15 protein-coding genes and 4 pseudogenes are annotated in these 16,090 nt (G+C 55.4%); 11 read left to right on the top strand and 8 right to left on the bottom strand.

What is annotated here, in order from left to right; genetic code table 11:
- Positions 1 to 205 precede the first annotated feature (205 nt).
- Positions 206 to 551 (top strand): annotated as a pseudogene (locus BLP82_RS02600) (phage major tail tube protein).
- Between the two features lie 96 nt (positions 552 to 647).
- Positions 648 to 1,331 carry a hypothetical protein gene (locus BLP82_RS02605; RefSeq protein WP_092165110.1) on the top strand — a complete coding sequence of 228 codons (684 nt, stop codon included), beginning with the start codon at positions 648 to 650 and terminating at the stop codon, positions 1,329 to 1,331.
- A gap of 161 nt (positions 1,332 to 1,492) precedes the next feature.
- Here the strand turns inward: BLP82_RS02605 and BLP82_RS02610 are convergent, their stop codons facing one another.
- The gene (locus BLP82_RS02610) at positions 1,493 to 2,542 is read right to left on the bottom strand and encodes a sensor histidine kinase (protein ID WP_139197801.1); all 1,050 of its coding nucleotides are present in this window, start codon (positions 2,540 to 2,542) and stop codon (positions 1,493 to 1,495) included.
- Positions 2,535 to 3,185, bottom strand: coding sequence for a DNA-binding transcriptional response regulator (locus tag BLP82_RS02615; RefSeq protein ID WP_092165114.1), 651 nt, complete (start codon positions 3,183 to 3,185; stop codon positions 2,535 to 2,537). The genes BLP82_RS02610 and BLP82_RS02615 overlap by 8 nt, the downstream gene beginning before the upstream one ends.
- 1,401 nt (positions 3,186 to 4,586) lie before the next feature.
- Here BLP82_RS02615 and BLP82_RS02620 point away from each other — a divergent pair.
- On the top strand, positions 4,587 to 4,949 hold the full coding sequence (locus tag BLP82_RS02620; protein ID WP_003202533.1) for a DUF6124 family protein: 363 nt from the start codon (positions 4,587 to 4,589) through the stop codon (positions 4,947 to 4,949).
- 46 nt (positions 4,950 to 4,995) lie between these two features.
- On the opposite strand, the gene BLP82_RS02625 is transcribed toward BLP82_RS02620, so the two are convergent.
- Entirely contained in the window at positions 4,996 to 5,442 is a 447-nt protein-coding gene (locus BLP82_RS02625) for an NUDIX hydrolase (protein ID WP_092165116.1), read from the bottom strand.
- 237 nt (positions 5,443 to 5,679) lie between these two features.
- Here BLP82_RS02625 and BLP82_RS02630 point away from each other — a divergent pair, with 237 nt between their 5' ends.
- The 3 genes and pseudogenes from BLP82_RS02630 to BLP82_RS31490 form a co-directional block, all read left to right on the top strand.
- Complete coding sequence (locus BLP82_RS02630) at positions 5,680 to 5,937, top strand: phage tail assembly protein (RefSeq protein ID WP_256574038.1); 258 nt, start codon at positions 5,680 to 5,682, stop codon at positions 5,935 to 5,937.
- Complete coding sequence (locus tag BLP82_RS31120; protein WP_170842258.1) at positions 5,934 to 6,095, top strand: hypothetical protein; 162 nt, start codon at positions 5,934 to 5,936, stop codon at positions 6,093 to 6,095. The genes BLP82_RS02630 and BLP82_RS31120 overlap by 4 nt, the downstream gene beginning before the upstream one ends.
- 165 nt (positions 6,096 to 6,260) lie before the next feature.
- Positions 6,261 to 6,431, top strand: a pseudogene (locus tag BLP82_RS31490) (IS110 family transposase); the annotation flags it as partial.
- A 15-nt stretch (positions 6,432 to 6,446) separates the two neighbouring features.
- Here the strand turns inward: BLP82_RS31490 and BLP82_RS02640 are convergent.
- Both BLP82_RS02640 and gstA read right to left on the bottom strand, forming a co-directional pair.
- Positions 6,447 to 7,397, bottom strand: a complete 951-nt coding sequence (locus BLP82_RS02640; protein ID WP_092165118.1) for a DNA/RNA non-specific endonuclease — start codon at positions 7,395 to 7,397, stop codon at positions 6,447 to 6,449.
- Positions 7,398 to 7,520: 123 nt separating this feature from the next.
- Positions 7,521 to 8,120: a glutathione transferase GstA gene (gene gstA, locus BLP82_RS02645; protein ID WP_092165121.1), complete on the bottom strand. Its 600-nt coding sequence runs from the start codon at positions 8,118 to 8,120 to the stop codon at positions 7,521 to 7,523.
- Between the two features lie 112 nt (positions 8,121 to 8,232).
- Between gstA and BLP82_RS02650 the strand changes: the two genes are divergently transcribed.
- The 3 genes and pseudogenes from BLP82_RS02650 to BLP82_RS31920 form a co-directional block, all read left to right on the top strand.
- Entirely contained in the window at positions 8,233 to 9,138 is a 906-nt protein-coding gene (locus tag BLP82_RS02650; RefSeq protein ID WP_092165123.1) for a transcriptional regulator GcvA, read from the top strand.
- Between the two features lie 164 nt (positions 9,139 to 9,302).
- Positions 9,303 to 9,980, top strand: a pseudogene (locus tag BLP82_RS31915) (PAS domain-containing protein); the annotation flags it as partial.
- 114 nt (positions 9,981 to 10,094) lie between these two features.
- Positions 10,095 to 10,568 (top strand): annotated as a pseudogene (locus tag BLP82_RS31920) (methyl-accepting chemotaxis protein); the annotation flags it as partial.
- Here BLP82_RS31920 and BLP82_RS02660 read toward each other — a convergent pair.
- Positions 10,549 to 12,183, bottom strand: coding sequence for an ATP-binding response regulator (locus BLP82_RS02660; RefSeq protein WP_092165127.1), 1,635 nt, complete (start codon positions 12,181 to 12,183; stop codon positions 10,549 to 10,551). The pseudogene BLP82_RS31920 and the gene BLP82_RS02660 overlap by 20 nt on opposite strands.
- 131 nt (positions 12,184 to 12,314) lie before the next feature.
- Between BLP82_RS02660 and BLP82_RS02665 the strand changes: the two genes are divergently transcribed.
- A complete protein-coding gene (locus BLP82_RS02665; protein ID WP_139197802.1) occupies positions 12,315 to 12,704 on the top strand; it encodes a hypothetical protein in 390 nt (129 codons plus the stop codon).
- 54 nt (positions 12,705 to 12,758) lie between these two features.
- Here BLP82_RS02665 and BLP82_RS02670 read toward each other — a convergent pair whose 3' ends face one another.
- On the bottom strand, positions 12,759 to 13,265 hold the full coding sequence (locus BLP82_RS02670) for a hypothetical protein (RefSeq protein ID WP_092165132.1): 507 nt from the start codon (positions 13,263 to 13,265) through the stop codon (positions 12,759 to 12,761).
- A gap of 317 nt (positions 13,266 to 13,582) precedes the next feature.
- Positions 13,583 to 14,221 carry a response regulator gene (locus BLP82_RS02675; RefSeq protein ID WP_092165133.1) on the bottom strand — a complete coding sequence of 213 codons (639 nt, stop codon included), beginning with the start codon at positions 14,219 to 14,221 and terminating at the stop codon, positions 13,583 to 13,585.
- Positions 14,222 to 14,323: 102 nt separating this feature from the next.
- On the opposite strand from BLP82_RS02675, the gene BLP82_RS02680 reads away from it, so the two are divergent.
- Positions 14,324 to 15,931, top strand: coding sequence for an ATP-binding response regulator (locus BLP82_RS02680; RefSeq protein WP_092165134.1), 1,608 nt, complete (start codon positions 14,324 to 14,326; stop codon positions 15,929 to 15,931).
- Positions 15,932 to 16,090 lie beyond the last annotated feature (159 nt).

Here is a 16,090-nt window from a genome sequence, read left to right on the forward strand (position 1 = left end):
TTCATTCCTGCTGTTCGATCGCCATCTTGTCGGGCCCGGGTCAATGCTTAGAATCCGCCCCATCAGCTTGTCCGACTCTCGAACCTTACAGGGAACACCACCATGATGAACGCCATGCAGATGCCAATGCCGATGAACGTCAACATGCCGATGATGATGGCGACCATGACCTGCGATTAGCGCACACCGCATTTCAAACGCCAACATCTACCTCGACGGCACCAGCTTCTTTGGCAAGTGTGAAGAGATCGACCTGGGCACCATCAAAACCGTGATGAGCGACTTTCAGGGGCTCGGCATGGTCGGGCTGATCGAACTGCCCGATGGTATCGACAAGCTGGAAGGGAAAATCACTTGGAACAGCTTTCACTTTGAGGCGGCCAAGAAGCTGGTCACGCCGTTCAAGAGCGTGCAGTTGCAGTGCCGTTACGTATGTGAGGCAGATGATCAATGGGGATGAGGTGGTGTTGCTGGATTATCTGGCGAATATTTTTCGGGTAAGTGGGGAGGATCAGTTGGCCAAGTACCGGAAAAACATAGGGCAGGCTTAAATTTCATTGCCATTCGAGGGTTGTAAGGAAGTGACTCACGAAGCCGGGACGTCAGCCGATATTGAGCGTGAATTTCGTAAAACAGGATGATCACCGATGCTGACTCTACGTGGCCGCAGACTGTCGCAGACAGCCGCGGCTTCACTGTTCACTGCTGCGATAACTCTGATGGGCACGAGCTGCCAGCAGGCTCACCAAGATGAACGAGCGGACAAAGCTAAATTTCTGGATGGCGCCCAAGCAACGGCGCAAGAAACCAGCCGCCTATTGTACGATGGCTACAACGCCCTCGATAAATTATTAAGAGAGATGAATAAAAAAGGTTGGAAAGAATTTTCCAAAGGGCCTTGGGATGACTACAGGCAATTCCACCGAGGCTGGCGTCAGCAACTGATCGCCGAGCATTTTAAGTTGTCGCGTTACTTTGGCAAAAATAAGGCAAATGAGCTGATTCATATCGATGAAATAGACATTCGTCCTGTAGATAATTTTTCCTCCCCCGATGTTTGCTCGCCACCGGGAGAGGACAAGGATTTTGATATGGCGAAACTCTCAGCCCAGATCGAGTGCTATGCTCGATTTGTGACCTTCAAACAAGACATGATCAATGAAGACATCAAGGACAGAAAAGCCGGAGAGCTATTCGACGCATTAGAGTCCAAGAGCCGAACCGAAGAGAGTGCCAAGGAGCTACTACAGCACTACGATAAATCTACGGTTAGTTATCTAAGAAGGCTGGATGCAAGGCTAACTGAATTGGGACTCTCGAAAGAGTCCTAAGACAATAAGTTTCGGCCATTCACGGCAAGGGGCAGACGATCAATGTTGAGAAGCCGATTGCTGCCCAGTCTTTTGCCCATCTTCCATGTTGTCATTTTCTTAAGAAGCACATAGTGAGATTTACGGCAGGGAGAGACTTTTTATTACAGCTGCTCACACAATCAACGTGTTGCATTAATGGTCGTTAAAGGCTCTGCTCTTAGGCTCAAGATAAATGAGTTTCGAGCGTAGCAGCCAGCAATCATCGGCTTGCCAGCATTTAATGTAAGAGTGCCGGCATTTAGATTTGCCATCGCACGCGCTAAGAATAAGCCTATTCCTGCCCCGTTAAGTTTATTTGCATGCGCATGCTTTCCGGATACTCCTTCACTAAAGACAGCATGGGATTCGTCAGGGTTAATAGCTAAGCTTTGCATTTCAAACCTAATATCCACATACCCTTGGTTGTCTGGAGATACAGTGACATTTAAAGAGCTGTTTCGCATTGTGTACTTAGCGGCATTCTCCACAAGATAGAAAATGCAAGCATAAATAGAGTCGTAATCAAAAAATGCCTGTAGTTTAGTAGGCTCGACGTTTGCACGAATTTTTTTGTCAGAAAAATCCCCAAAAAACAAATAAAACAAATTCATCAGCACTCGATGAATATCATGCATCTCCATTTTTGTGGGTTCGACTTTCCCAGATAGCTTTTCAAAAGCAGCAAACTCAGCTTTCTGTGCCTGCTGGTGCTTGAGAATAGCAATAATAGCCTTCGCTGTATCGGCAGTATTATCTCTTATCTCATCCTCAACATAGCGAACAGCTTCTCTTGGATGAGCCATCATGGACTCTTGTTTGACCAAGTAAAATATTTCTTGGGTGGTTTTAGCTGTCAGAGTTTTAAGATTGTGGATTAATCTACGCGTCCGCTGCTCGGATCTACGAGTGGAAGCGTCTATCATCGGTGCTGCAGCTAGTGTTACTTTAAGTTCTTGATCTAGTAGCTTCTTGGACTTTATACGATCTGCGTCTGTTGCTACGCCTAAAGCAATATAGGCCCCTGTTGAAAGCAATGAAACTCTAGCTTTTTTTCCATGGAGAATTATGATTTTTGAACCGTCTTTTTCCAAACTGTCTCTGCAATACGCTAAATCGTGCGCAAGCTGATCAATGTATGGTTCAAGGCGATCTTTTGACCACAATGCAACGCGTACCGTTAGGTCAACCATTTTTCAAAACTCGAAAAATGGTGTCTTCAAATCGAATTGGTTCAGCTGTCTTCGGAAGGTTGTAATCCGCTTCTTGAAGAGCTTCGTGAAAGCGCTCACCTTCGCCCTGAGCGGAGTAAATAATTACCTTCTTTTCCGGATATCGTCTTTTTATTGCAAGAGCAAGCCCCAGTCCTTCGTCAATGTACTGCATACTCCGACCAACCCCTTGAATGTCAACAAAAACTATGTTTGCATCCAATAGCGATCTCTGTTCAAGAGATTCAATATCTGTGACGATATCGGTACACTCCCAACCCATTTTCCGCAATATTCCTACTATTTTGAAATCACTATCATCATCAATAAATAGAATTCTAGTTGATCGCTTTATAGAGGCTGCGTCGCAGTTCGAAAACGTTTGAGAAACTGGCTCACGACTTTTACTATCGCTCAAGTTAAAGCTTATATTATTAGTATTAATATTGGCGTTGTTATTGTTATTGGTGTTGGTGTTTTCTTGCTCTGAGCGCAGCACTTCGATGGGAATGGAATTTTCTTTCGCCGCCTGTGCCAGTTTATGCCTAATTAGCAAGCCCACAATTGCTATTAGTCCAGCAATTAGAGAAACTATTTTTTCAGAAGTATCCAGCGACAAATCCATTTCCAATCCTTTTGTAGTTATCAAAAAACGACTTCTACTAGTTTCCATTCTGCTCAGATAGAAACTGGCTGTTGTCGGTCTCTGATACTCCGTAGAAATTATTTACAGCCAAGGAGGCGACGATCAGACGGATAAAAGTAACGGAAAATGTCAGCGGATGTCAAATTGACATCAGATTTCCAGCTCGCTCTTGGCTTGCTCAATGGGTATACATTCAGCTAATCCAGACATCCATCGCTTATAGATAGTTTTTCTTCGGAGTCCTACGCTCGGAAATGAGCTTGTTGAACGATCAGTTGGAGTAGGCGCTTGGCCATCGAACCGCGATATTGCTCCTGCTCACAAATGGGCTAATGCCCACTCCATTTTTGGGCACTGCCCTTCGCTAGCCAGCAAGACATCTGAAGGTTGGCAGCCGTTCTAGAGGCGAGCCTGTATGTAATGCCGAAGAGGATGCGTCAGATAGCATCTTCCAGAGGGTAAAAGACTTTCGAAGAGCTACAACATCCAACGCCATTACCTACAGTCGCCTCAGAATCCCCTGGCTGCGCGCTCATCGACCTACCGGTATCTTATCCCCCGTCGCCGCCCGATGTTTGATGGCGCTGTACGCCAGGCCCCTAGGCTTTCTGGCGATGCCCAGTTCTCCGGTCTACTCCGGCGTGCAGTGGCCATCTTTTTAGCAAACCGCTACTTATGGTGGCTGTGCGAGGGTTCAGCCGACTGCATCAAGGTCGGCCTCTTTGCTGGAGACCTCGTACAGCTGCCTCCCTCCGCCAAGCAGCCTTCAAAACCCATCAAGAGCGGTCGAGGGCCGAAGCCAGTCGCCCAAGACAACAGTCTCCAACCTCAAACCCTCTGCCGAGAAAGCACGTCGTTGCTGCGGGCAAATGTAGGTAAATTCCTCAAAGCATCCGCTAGCGTATTATCTACGGTAGGATCTCGTTTAACATCGATGAGGCCGGAGCGTTCCATAAGACACTGTATTTGCAGCAATACAGTTTCAAGAAATAACGAAGAAAACTCGACCCGTTTAATTGCCGCAAACATATCCAGCGCGACACGTTTAAATACATTCCATATTACGCCCAAAAGGCTACGAAACCTTGCGTCCTTACTTACGCATGCGTCAGAATCCGCTGGCTTGTGCCCTTTGCCCCAGGCCTCTATCGTTTACCTGCCACTGCCCATCAGTGGTCGGGTTTAGTCGCTCGGTCGGTTTTAGTAAAGTGCATGAGTACCATTCAGTCAGGTCATCTATTCCTGTACTTGATGGTGGTTGTGCGCAGGGCGCCCTTGGGCGCGCCGGGTTTGCTAATTCCACCGGTCGACTAACCTGCGTACAGCCGCCACCCTCTTTTAGTCGAGAACGGTTGCGGCCCCAACTCTGGAATTAGTCATATGTTCAAGGTTACTCCCAACCCCCCGGATATCGACTCGGTACTCTACGGCGACTCTCTCGACCCCGAAAAGTTGAAAGAGGCGGCAGACCGCGCGCTCAAGCACTACCTGAACCCCGGGGCAACGAAAACGCAGATACAGCCCCGCAAGCCCAGCACGATCTTCACCATCGACGCAGCGGTGGATGACGAAACGTTGCTCGTTGAGGCGTGCGAATCCTTGGCATCCGCCAGCGTGATGGTCAGCGACCTCACCGATTTGACGGACGGCCCACGACGCCAAACGATGCTGGTGCTGCAACGGGTCATCATGTTGGGTGAGTTAGCGGTCAATCGAGTACTGGACAACCACAAGCCTGGATAGGCTCCAGGTAGTGTTGTGGGGGCGTTTGCGCCCTCACAACATTCATTTAGTCCACCAGCGACGCCTGCTTAAGTAGTTCGAAAAGTCCTTCAGGTACCAGTGGGGATGTAGCGGTAAAGCTGGAAGCCAAGCACCACTCGGCTCTGAATGGAGCACCGTTGCTTTCATGACCGTCTAGCCAAGGGCGCTCATAGACACTTTCATCATCGAACCTTGCATCGTAGACCTGGACGATCTCGTGCCCTGGTTTGCCTGCGTAGGTGAAAATGCTTTCCAACGTGCCAATCAGTCGAACATCACTGATCGAAAGCGCCAGTTCTTCCTGCACTTCTCGGACGATGGCTTCGATACCCCTTTCGCCGAACTCAATGCCGCCGCCAATTGGGCGATACAGCGTCTGCTCTTTTGCTGCGTCGTAGAATGAGTTGACCAGTATTTTTCCGTGATGATGAAAGATACAGAGAGCGAGGGGGCGGATGCGTGGTTCCGACACGAGTGAAATTCCCTTTTGACTGGATGAGCCGACGACAGGATTCCCCCGCGCCAAAGCACTCTAAGCTGCGTAAGGCGGCTAATTATGCGGTAGCGGCTCGCCAATTTCACCCGCCCCTTCAGCGTGTTATCACCGGACGGCTCCTTAAACCGGATTAAAAACCAGTAGCCAAACGCACCGCCATCATCAGGGCTCAACGAAAGATCAACCGATCCCCCGATCAACCTGGAGCAACCGGTGGCCGATGCACTCAGCTTCACCCTCAAATTCCCCTTCAACAGCGCCAGCGGTGAGCAGATCTCGACGCTGCCCATCAAACGCCTCAAACGCAAAGACATCACCGCCGCTCAATCGGTGACCAAAGATGAAGGCGCCATGGAAGATCTGCTCGTCGCCAAGATGCTCAGCATCACACTCGAAGACCTCGGCGAATTCGACATCGCCGACTCCCGGCTAGCCACCCGAGGTGTTGCGGGAAATGGCAGCCGCACGTGACCTTGCTGCAGTCCTGGGACGAAGCCCTGTTGCTGGTGCTCAGGATGCAGCCGTCTGAGATCGCCCAACTCGACATGGCGGAGTACTGGCGCTGGGTAGCGGTGTGTGAACGAGAGATCAATCGTCGGCTCGAACTGGCCGACAAAGCCAGTGGCTGATCAGCGTCACAACGCCCACCACCAAGCCGGCCAGTAACGCGCCGCCCGCCGCCAAAGGGGCGGCCATCAAAGCCAGCAGCGGCAGCCCAAAACAGAACGCCAACACCGCCGCCCATAACGGCAAATGCACCAGACACAGCCAGGCAAGCCAGATCACACCGGCGCCGATGGCCTACATGGAAACCATTTTACGAGTCGTACCTAGCGAGAGGCTTTTCAAAAACCCAGGCCTTGGTGGTACTACCCCGCAAGCTCTGCCGAGTGGCATTTGCCTTGATGAAAAATCAGAGCGAATACCAGCCAACGCCTATGTTGCAGGGTTGCCCTGCAACATAGAATCTCCCACCATTTTCAAAGGCGGATGTCTTCAGGCCCTCTGATCGGCGCTTCAATCCTCGTACCTGTCAGTCGCTCTTCATTGGAAAAGCCGTCGTAGTCGGCCAAGTCGCCAAAGCGGATACCGGTCAGCGCCTCAATTTGATCGACGCTGCGTCGGTAGGTCTTGAGTGCTCCGAACACAAGTTCCAATTTTTCCAGTTCCTGACGCTGATCAATCATGTAGGCACTGGCCGAAGGTTTACCGTCGTCACCGAGAAAGGCCACGACTTTCCAGAACGCAGCGGGGATCTGTACGCCTCTGTACGTTTGATCATCGTCCCGGAACAAGGGCCCGGTAAATATCGTCGCCCTGGCTTTCCACCGACGCGTGTTATCGAGGATGTAATCCTCAAGCTCGAGCCAGGTTTTTTGATTGAAGGCTGCCATCTGCGGCGAGCAATTGGTGAAGTGGAAGGTGTCGTTGTTGGCGGTCTGTGCATCGGGGCCCCAATTGGGATCCTGACGTCTGACCAGATGACCGCGATCCAGCAAATTGCCGGCGTACAGCGCTTCTCCAATCTGGGCATCGCTGGGGATTCGACCGTCATACGCCCAGGCGTCACGCCCCCGGTCGATCTCGACACTGCGGGCACCATCGATGTTGACGCCCGCCACCAGGGCCAGGCGTCGCCGTCGCGAAAGAGCGATGGAGAAGTGCTGATAATCCAGGCGATTGTCGACGGTGCCGGTCGGGTAGACGTCATCGACCAACGCCGCTTCCACGCTTGGCCAAGGCACTATGAAGTCACCAAGAAAGCCGCTGTCGTATCCCCGCCGGTCCTGCAACTGCACCGCCGGTGTGACGGCCGGCTCTGGCTGTTTGCCCAGGGTGCCGGACACGCGCCTGGCGGGTTCCTGCAGGGGCTGCAGATCGGCAAGCCGTGGTCGATGGGCGAAGTCCACCGGGAGTCCTTGTGGTGGCATGATCCTACCTCGCTGAATGGGAACGAAAGTAATCAGCAAACGTAGCGAGCATGCTCCGGCACCATGAATTTTTTATGATGCTGCCTTGCGGACAAAACCGCGAAGGTGATCGCTGGCCGGTGGCTAGGCCGCTTCCGCCGCCATGGCCGCCCGGACGCTGGGGCGTGCTGCGACTCGGGTCATGAACGACGCCAGCACCGGCCAGTCCCCGATCTCGATATTGAACAACGGCAACCAGTTCAAAACGGTAAACAGATAAGCGTCGGCCAGGCCGAAGCTGCCCATCAGGTAGTCCTGTCGTGCAAGGGCCTGGCTGAGGTAGTCCAGGCGCTTGAACAGTCTTGCCTTGAAGATTGCCTTGGTGGGCTCTGCGATGTCGGCGTTGAACAGCGGGGCACAGCCGCTGTGGATTTCGGCGCTGATGAAGTTCAACCACTCCTGCAGGCGAACCCGCTCCCAGGTGCCATTGGCCGGGGCTAGCGTGTTGCCGGGGGCCAGGTCGGCCAGGTACTGGACAATGGCGGGGCCCTCGGTCAGCACGCTGCCGTTTTCCAACACCAAGGCGGCCACGTAGCCCTTGGGGTTGATGCTCAGGAAGTCGAGCCCGTCGGCGGTTCGCTTGGTCTTGTTGTCGACCCGGATCAATTCAAAGGGCAGGCCCAATTCCCGCAGCACGATGTGCGGGGACAATGAGCAGGTCATGGGGGCAAAGTACAGTTTCATGGTTTCCTCACAGGCGGGGGCGGGCCGCCAGAATCGGTGAGGGGCGGGACATTTTCAAAGGACATCTTCAGTGCTAGCGTATGACAAAATCTCATGAGCGCAGCAAACCTCCATGGCCACCCGAATCCCTTCTTTGAATGGCCTTAAAGCATTCGAGTCAGCCGCCAGGCACATGAGCTTTACCAACGCCGCAGCCGAGCTGAACGTCACTCAAACAGCCATAAGCCATCAGATCCGCCGGCTCGAAGAGGAATTGGGCGTGCGCTTGTTCCTGCGGCTCAAGGACGGCCTGGCCCTGACTCCTGAAGGTCAGGCCTATTTCCCAGGCGTTCGGGCCGCCTTCCATGAACTGCGCTATTGCACCGAGACGTTGCTGGAAAGCCGCAACAACAGTGTCTTGACGATCAGCACCCTGGTTTCGTTTGCCTCCAAATGGTTGCTGCCGCGGCTGGCCTCCTTCCAGCAGGCGTTCCCCAATATCGATGTGCGCGTCACTGCATCCACCGAACGGGTGGATTTTCGCAAGGGCGGCGTCGATGCGGCCATCCGTTACGGTGTCGGGGACTGGAAGGGCGTGCGGGCCGACTGGCTGATGGCCGACGAAATCTTCCCGGTATGCAGTCCCAGGCTGTTGCAAGGTCCCACCCCCTTGCAGGACCCTGGCGATCTGGCCCGGCACACCTTGTTGCAGGTCAGCGGGGTGACCCGTGAAGACTGGCGTTCGTGGTTGAGTGCCGCTGGCCAGCCGAAAAGCCTGGCCGAAGGCAGCCGGCTGACCTTCGACCTGGCCATGATGGCTGTGCAGGCGGCGGTCGACGGCCTGGGTGTGTGTATCGGCCGTTCAACGTATGTCGAGGATGACCTGAAGGCGGGCCGCTTGGTTGCGCCTTTTGATCTGCGATTGAAGTCTGGCCTGGGTTTTTACTTCGTCACCCCACATGAACTGGCCGATGCCCCAAAGGTGCAGGCCTTTAGAACCTGGTTGATGGATTCGGTGGGTTTTGGCGCCGAAACATAATTACGCTATACCGTTCAGCCCCCGGCAAACCGGTCGATATGTATATAAAGGTCCGGTCACTTCGAGGGTACGTCATGTTTAATAAAAAACTAAAAGATGAACTGACGGCTAGGACGGCCGAATTGGCAACTTACAAAGGACTGGTCGGCGCCCTGGAGCGGTCGATGGCTGTTATCGAGTTCAGCCCCGATGGCAAGGTCCTTCGGGCGAACGAGAATTTCCTGAGCTCGATGGGTTACCGTGCGGAACAATTGGCTAGCCTGTCCCACCGGGATTTCTGCCCTCCGGCGTTGGCGGGCAGCGCCGAGTACCGTGAATTCTGGAACAAGTTGCGCAGCGGTCAATTCGTATCCGGCACGTTTCACCGCCGCAGCGCGTCAGGCCAGAACGTGTGGCTGGAAGCCAGCTATAACCCGGTGGTGGACGAACAAGGCCGTGTCGTGAAGGTGGTCAAGTACGCACTCGATGTCACCGCCAAGGTCACCGCCGAGGCCGAAACCCGTGCACGGCTGGCGGCCCTCGACCGGGCCATGGCGGTCATCGAGTTCGACCTGGGTGGCAACATCCTGACCGCCAACGACAACTTCATGAATGTCATGCATTACTCACTGGCCGAACTCAAGGGCAAGCACCACCGGATGTTTTGCGAACCGAGCCTGGTAAGTAGTTCGGAGTACAGTGATTTCTGGCGTCGTCTGAACGCCGGTGAGTTTTTCAGCGGGCAATTCAAGCGTCTTGGCAAAAACGGCAAAGTTGTCTGGCTGGAAGCCAGCTACAACCCGGTCTACGACGCCGAAGGCAAGTTGTGCAAGATTGTGAAGTTCGCCAGTGACATCACCGAACGGGTAGAGAAATTCGAAGAGGACTCACGCGGCGCTTCCCGTGCGTACCACATCTCCGCCGAGACCGAACGCGTGGCCGAGCAGGGCGCCCAGGTGATCCACCAGACCGCCAAGGAGATGCGCGAGATCGCCGAGAATATCGGCGCCTCCGCGCGCCTCGTTGGGCAACTGGGCGCACGTTCGGAAGAGATCACGGCCATCGTCAATACCATTCGCGGCATTGCCGACCAGACCAACCTGCTGGCCCTCAACGCGGCCATCGAGGCTGCGCGGGCCGGCGATCAGGGGCGGGGGTTCGCGGTGGTGGCCGACGAGGTCCGGCAACTGGCCGGGCGCACCAGTCGTTCCACCTCGGAGATTGCCGAAATGATCGGCATGATCCTCTCCGAAACCCGCGATGCCGTCGCGAGCATGAACGTGACCCACGAGGGCGCCTTGCGCGGTGTCACCCTGGCAGACCAGGCCGGATCGGTCATCGTGCAGATCCGGAACGGGACCACCGATGCCCTCGATGCGGTGAGCATGTTTGCCTCCAAGCTCGATGAGTCCGAGGTGATTCCCAAGACGGCTATCGGTTGGGTGGGTTGAGGTGAGCTGAGCCCTCGCCCTGGCGATCCATGGACTTGAGCAGTTCAAGCAATACTGTTCGCAGCTCCGGCGGTCGCACGGGCTTGGCCAGCACCGAGATGTTCAGGCTTTGCAATGACTGGCGTATGCGCTCGATCTCGTGTCCGGTGATGACCAGCGCCGGGACTTGCCAGCCGCGCTGTGCGCGTATCGCGGCGATGCACTCGGCACCGGAGACCTTGGTGCCCAGGTCGTAGTCGGCAATGATGATGTCGCAGTCGCTGGTCAATCCTTCGCCGTCACTGTGACCTTGCACTTCACACCCCCATTTTTCCAACAGCGTGGATGTCGCCATCAGGACGTTGGCGTCGTCTTCCACCAGGCACACCCGCAACCCCTTCAGGCGCTCGTGAACGCTCGCCGCCTTGGGCACCAGGGGGCGGGGGGACACTTGTTCCAGGCCGCTGATTGCCACCCGGGTGCCTTGTCCGACTTTCGAACGGATGTGGATGCCGACATTGAGCAGTTGGCTGATGCGCTTGACGATGGACAGGCCCAGGCCGAGCCCCTCGACGTCTTTGTCGCGCGCATGGCGTACACGGTAGAACTCCTTGAACACTTCGGGCAAGTGCTCGCGGGCGATGCCGCGTCCTTTGTCGTAGATCACCACGGCCAGACCCTGGCCCTGGCGCCGTACGCCGATCAGCACCGGTTGCCCGGGGGCATACTTGAGGGCGTTGGACAGCAGGTTCTGGACCATGGTGGTCAGCAGTCCGGGATTGACGCTCACCCAGTAAGGGCAGGCGCGCAAGCGTAGCTCGACCCCGGCCCAGCGAGCCGCCTCGGTATTCTGCTTGACCACGTCCTGCAGTAACGCACCCAGGTGGACGGTGTCGGCCTGCGGTACCAGCTTGCCATGGTCCAGGGTGTAGATATCGAGGATCGAACGGAACAGCTGCGAGACGGTGTGCAGCGAACGGTCGATGTTGTCCACCAGCCGCAATTCCTCCAGGCCCAGCCTGGCGTCACGCAGGCAGGCGGTGAACAGGCCGATGGAGTGGATCGGTTGGCGCAGGTCATGGCTGGCCTGGGCCAGGAAGCGGGATTTCTCCTGGTTCGCGGCAATCGCCTCTTCCGAAGCAATGCGGGTGCGCTTGAGCAAAATGTGCGCATAGGCCGGCACCACGATGGTGGTGACGATCAGCATCAGGAACATATAGGGTTGGGTACGCCAGAACGGGTTGAGCCAGAAAATCAGCACCAGGGTCGACAGCGCGATAACGGTTGCCAGTGCCAGGTAGCGCGAGCCGAAGCGCATGCCATTGCCCAGGGTGACCCAGAGCAGTGCGGCGTAGATCGGCAGTGCGCCTTCGCCACCGACGATCATGGAGAAAGCGATGCCGGTGTAGTCATGCAACATGGCGAAGAGACGCCGCCAGAAGAAATGCCCCGGCCAGCGTTTGATCGCCATGCGCAGGAACACCGAGGCGAAGATGAACGTGGTGATATAGACAATGATCGGCACATAACGCGCGGCGTCTGGGGAGAGGCTGGCCAGCACGACGATATACAACAGCGCACAGGCGCTGACGGTCAGGCGCAACGTGGCCTGATCCAGTTCACTGTTCTTTTCCACGGGCGTTCGAACCTCATGTGTCTCTGATGCCTTGAGCAAGCGTAGCGGCTAGCCCATCTGTGCTATTCAGAATTGTTGCCCGAGTCAGGATACTTCAGGAGGTATGACCACTCAGGACGTCGGGAGAGTACATGAACGGAGTCGTTCGTTTTTTCAGTGTGATCAGCGCCACGATGCTGTGCGCTTCAGTGGCCCATGCAGGTAGCCAAGCGTGCACGATGGAGGGTGAAATGGCCGTCATGGGGCAGCACATCGAGGCGAAAGACTGCGTGCAGACGAGCGATAAGCAACCGGCGGCCAAGTTCCGCGCCAGCTGTGAATCCTTCGCCAACATGCCGGTCGCGCTTGGTGGCGAAGCGGGCAGGATCACCTACTCGCAAACCTGCCCGGAGAATCCCCAGGGCACCTGTGTGAATGTGAACGGGCAGGGTGTGGACTTTTATTACTACAAGCGTACCGCTGAGCTGTTGGACAGCACCCGCAAGAGTTGCGCCTTGAGCGGAGGTACGTGGAAGGAGTGATCGGTGAAGGTTGGGGACAGGCTTGATGCTGTCCCCAACGGATGAGTCATTGCTTCAGTAGACCCTGTAGTACTTCACGACGTCATCGACGAAATAAATGGTCAAGACCGAACCCTGGGTCTGGCTTTGGCCCGTTTTCCCGCCGGTCACGCTGCTGACGTCGTTAGCCACGGTCTGTGCCTTGGACAGCTGTGCCGAGGTGTCGGCCATTTTCATGCGCGTCTCGGTCGACACGTACTTATTGGCCAGCTTCATGTATTTATCCAGGCCCTCATCACTCTTTTCATAGGTCCAGTTCGACTCGTTGCTGGAGCTGGTCGAATTGAGCTCTTCATTCGTCGGCGCGCCGAACATTTGGGTGATCTGGCTTTTTGTCGTCTTGCCCGGAATGATCGTTTGCTTGAGGTAAGAGACGTCGTATTTTTTGGCGCCCTGATTCAAGGAGCCCATCAAGTTGCCCAAGTTGCCCAAGTCACCGGTGTTTGCACAACCGTTGAGTACGCCCGCCAGTACGCACAGCGCCAATCCATTTCTAAGTGTTTTTCCATATTCGAAGGACATGATGACTTACCTTGAGTTAATGTCAGGACCATTCCATTTCAACCGCGCAGACGGTGAAGTTGACCCAGCATTGCGCCGCCTGTGGACTTATTTAATCCATAGGCTGCGCACGCCATGACGTTTCGATAGGCACAGTGATACTGCACGGCGAATGGCGCGTTGGCTTTCGTTATGTTTGGCTGTTTGGACAGCCTTTGTATGGAGCGCCCACAGCTTAGGGGGAGAGTACTGGGCGAAGCTATAGTACAAGTGTGCTATGGCTTGGGGAGGTCAGCAGGGAGGGTAACGCTCAATGAATACTTGCGGCCGTCATACATTTAGTCGTCTTGTTTTTCCGACCATCCGCCATTGCTTGGGAAGTTGGAAAATTGCGCCGCGGCTGCCGCGCGCGTGGGGACACCCAGGGATTTGAGCAGGCTCGAGACATGGATGCGCACCGTGAACGGGGAAATACCCAGGTCCCGGGCTATTTCCTTGTTGGTCTTGCCGGCCGCGATCAACCCAAGCACTTGCCGTTGGCGTACGGTCAACTGGGAAAGCGCATCGTCCAGTACCGAGTTTTCGGCTTGATACTTCACCACCACTTCGCCTTCACGTATTGCCATGATGGCCTCGGCAATATCGGAGGGGTCGATATTCTTGCCGATGAAACCGTCGGCACCCAGCGCCATCACCTGGGAAATAACCTCGATGTCATCCATCATGGAAACCACAATAATGGAGGTCCGTTTGAATTCACTGCGCAACTGGCCTATGACTTGCAACGATTTGATTCCGGGAAAGCGCAAGTCGAGTATCAGGGAATCCACTTCCACCCCGGAACGCGCCAGCGTCAATACTTCATCCAGGTTGCCAGCTTGTTCTATGGTGGCTGTCGGCAGAAGCCGTTCGATGGTTCTCAACATCCCTTCACGAAACAAGGGATGGTCATCTGCCACAATGACTCTGCATGTCATGCTTCAGATCCTTCTGACTTCAAGTTCGCACATCGTAACCTAAACGACTCCCTTGGTTTTCAAGTTGATACAAACTTTCATGTTGGGAATACTCCTGTGACTATGACGGAAAAGAATAGTGAGCTTGATCAGGCGACATTGAGATTGACGGTCGGGGCGTGTACTGCGCTTTACATCATTGTGGTGGCCTTTCTGGCCAGCGACTTCGAAACCTATGTACCGATCCTGTGGTACATGGCCTTTTTCTTCGGTGCCGCGGTCCCGCTGCGCATGGCGGTCAAGCGCTGGCCCGGGCACTTCTTCCTGCGTCGTCTTTTTGCCATGACCCTGGATTATGCAAGCCTCGCCTTCGCCTTGATCGTGGGTGGAGAGGGTATGCTGCCGGTGTACGCGGCCGTGCTCTGGGTCACGTTGGGCAATGGCATGCGCTTCGGCTCGCGCTACCTGGCGCTGGCAACCGCTCTCGCGCTGTCGACCCTGGGGGTGATTTTCATGCTCACGCCGTTCTGGCGTGGCCAGCCCTATCTGTTCCTGACGTTGATCGTCACCACCATCGTGGTGCCTGCCTATGCGCATATCCTGCTGACCCGTACCCGCATCGCTTCGGAAGAGGCGATTGCCGCGAACCAGGAAAAATCCCGCTTCCTGGCCCAGGCCAGCCATGACTTGCGCCAGCCGATCCACTCGATCGGCTTGTTCACCGCCTGCCTGCGCGATGCCCGGCTGGGACAGGAAGAGCTGCGACTGGTGGACAACATCGACCGTTCGCTGCACATCGTGTCGCAACTGTTTCGTTCGATTCTGGACATCTACACCCTCGACAACGGGCAGCTTGAACCCCAGGCCGAACCCGTGCACCTGGGCGCGTTGCTCCAGGACGTGGTCAAGCAGAACGCCGAAGCCGCCCGCTGGGCCGGTGTCGAGTTGCGCCTGCGGCCTTGCCGGCACTGGGTCAGTGTCAATGCCGGTTTGTTGGCGACCATGGTGCAGAACCTGGTCTCCAATACGCTCAAATATGCTCCCGGCCAACCGGTGTTGATCGGTGTGCGTCCGAAAGGCAATGGCCTGGCCATTGTCATCTACGACAAGGGCCGGGGCATTGCCGCCGAACATCTGCCTGAGGTGTTCAAGGAGTTTTATCGGGTACGCCATGTCCGTGACAAGGATGTCGAGGGGCTGGGCCTGGGGTTGTCCATCGTCAAGCGAATCAGCCACCTGATCAATCTGGACATCCAGCTGGACTCCCGGCTCGGCCAGGGCACGCGCGCCACGATCCAAGGGCTGGAAAGGGTCGCGCCAAGGGCTGTGGTGAACAGGCCGGTGCCCACGCAAAGTCGTTTGCAGGGCTTGCGGGTGTGCCTGGTGGAGGATGACGCCAACGTGCTGATGGCGACGTCGGCGCTGTTGGAGAAGTGGGGATGCGAGGTGGAAACCCACAGCGACGGAGTGGGTGTGACCAGTGACTGCGACATCATCATTGCCGACTTCGACCTGGGTACGAAAGTCTCGGGGGCTGAATGCATTGCTGCCATTCGCGAACAGCGGGGCTGGGAAGTCCCCGCCATGATCATGACCGGCCATGAAATCGAAAGAATTCGCCACGCACTGCACCACATGAACATTTCGATCCTGGCCAAGCCCGTGCGGCCTCCGGAGTTGCGGGTGACCTTGCTCGAATTGACCAAGCATTTCGCCAGTGTCAGGCCATGAGCCCACCATTCCATTTTATGAAACGGTGGATTGCAGTTCGTGCGTATTCCTGCGCAACCGCTTTGGGCAGAAGATAACGCCAGCCACATGCACACCCGTGCAAACGATGGCGGAGAATCCCCAACCGTAGCGCACTGGCGCAGGCATTCATGCTGCGAG

Source organism: Pseudomonas sp. NFACC37-1, from assembly GCF_900101575.1.
In the GTDB taxonomy this organism is placed as follows: Bacteria; Pseudomonadota; Gammaproteobacteria; order Pseudomonadales; family Pseudomonadaceae; genus Aquipseudomonas; species Aquipseudomonas fluorescens_AA.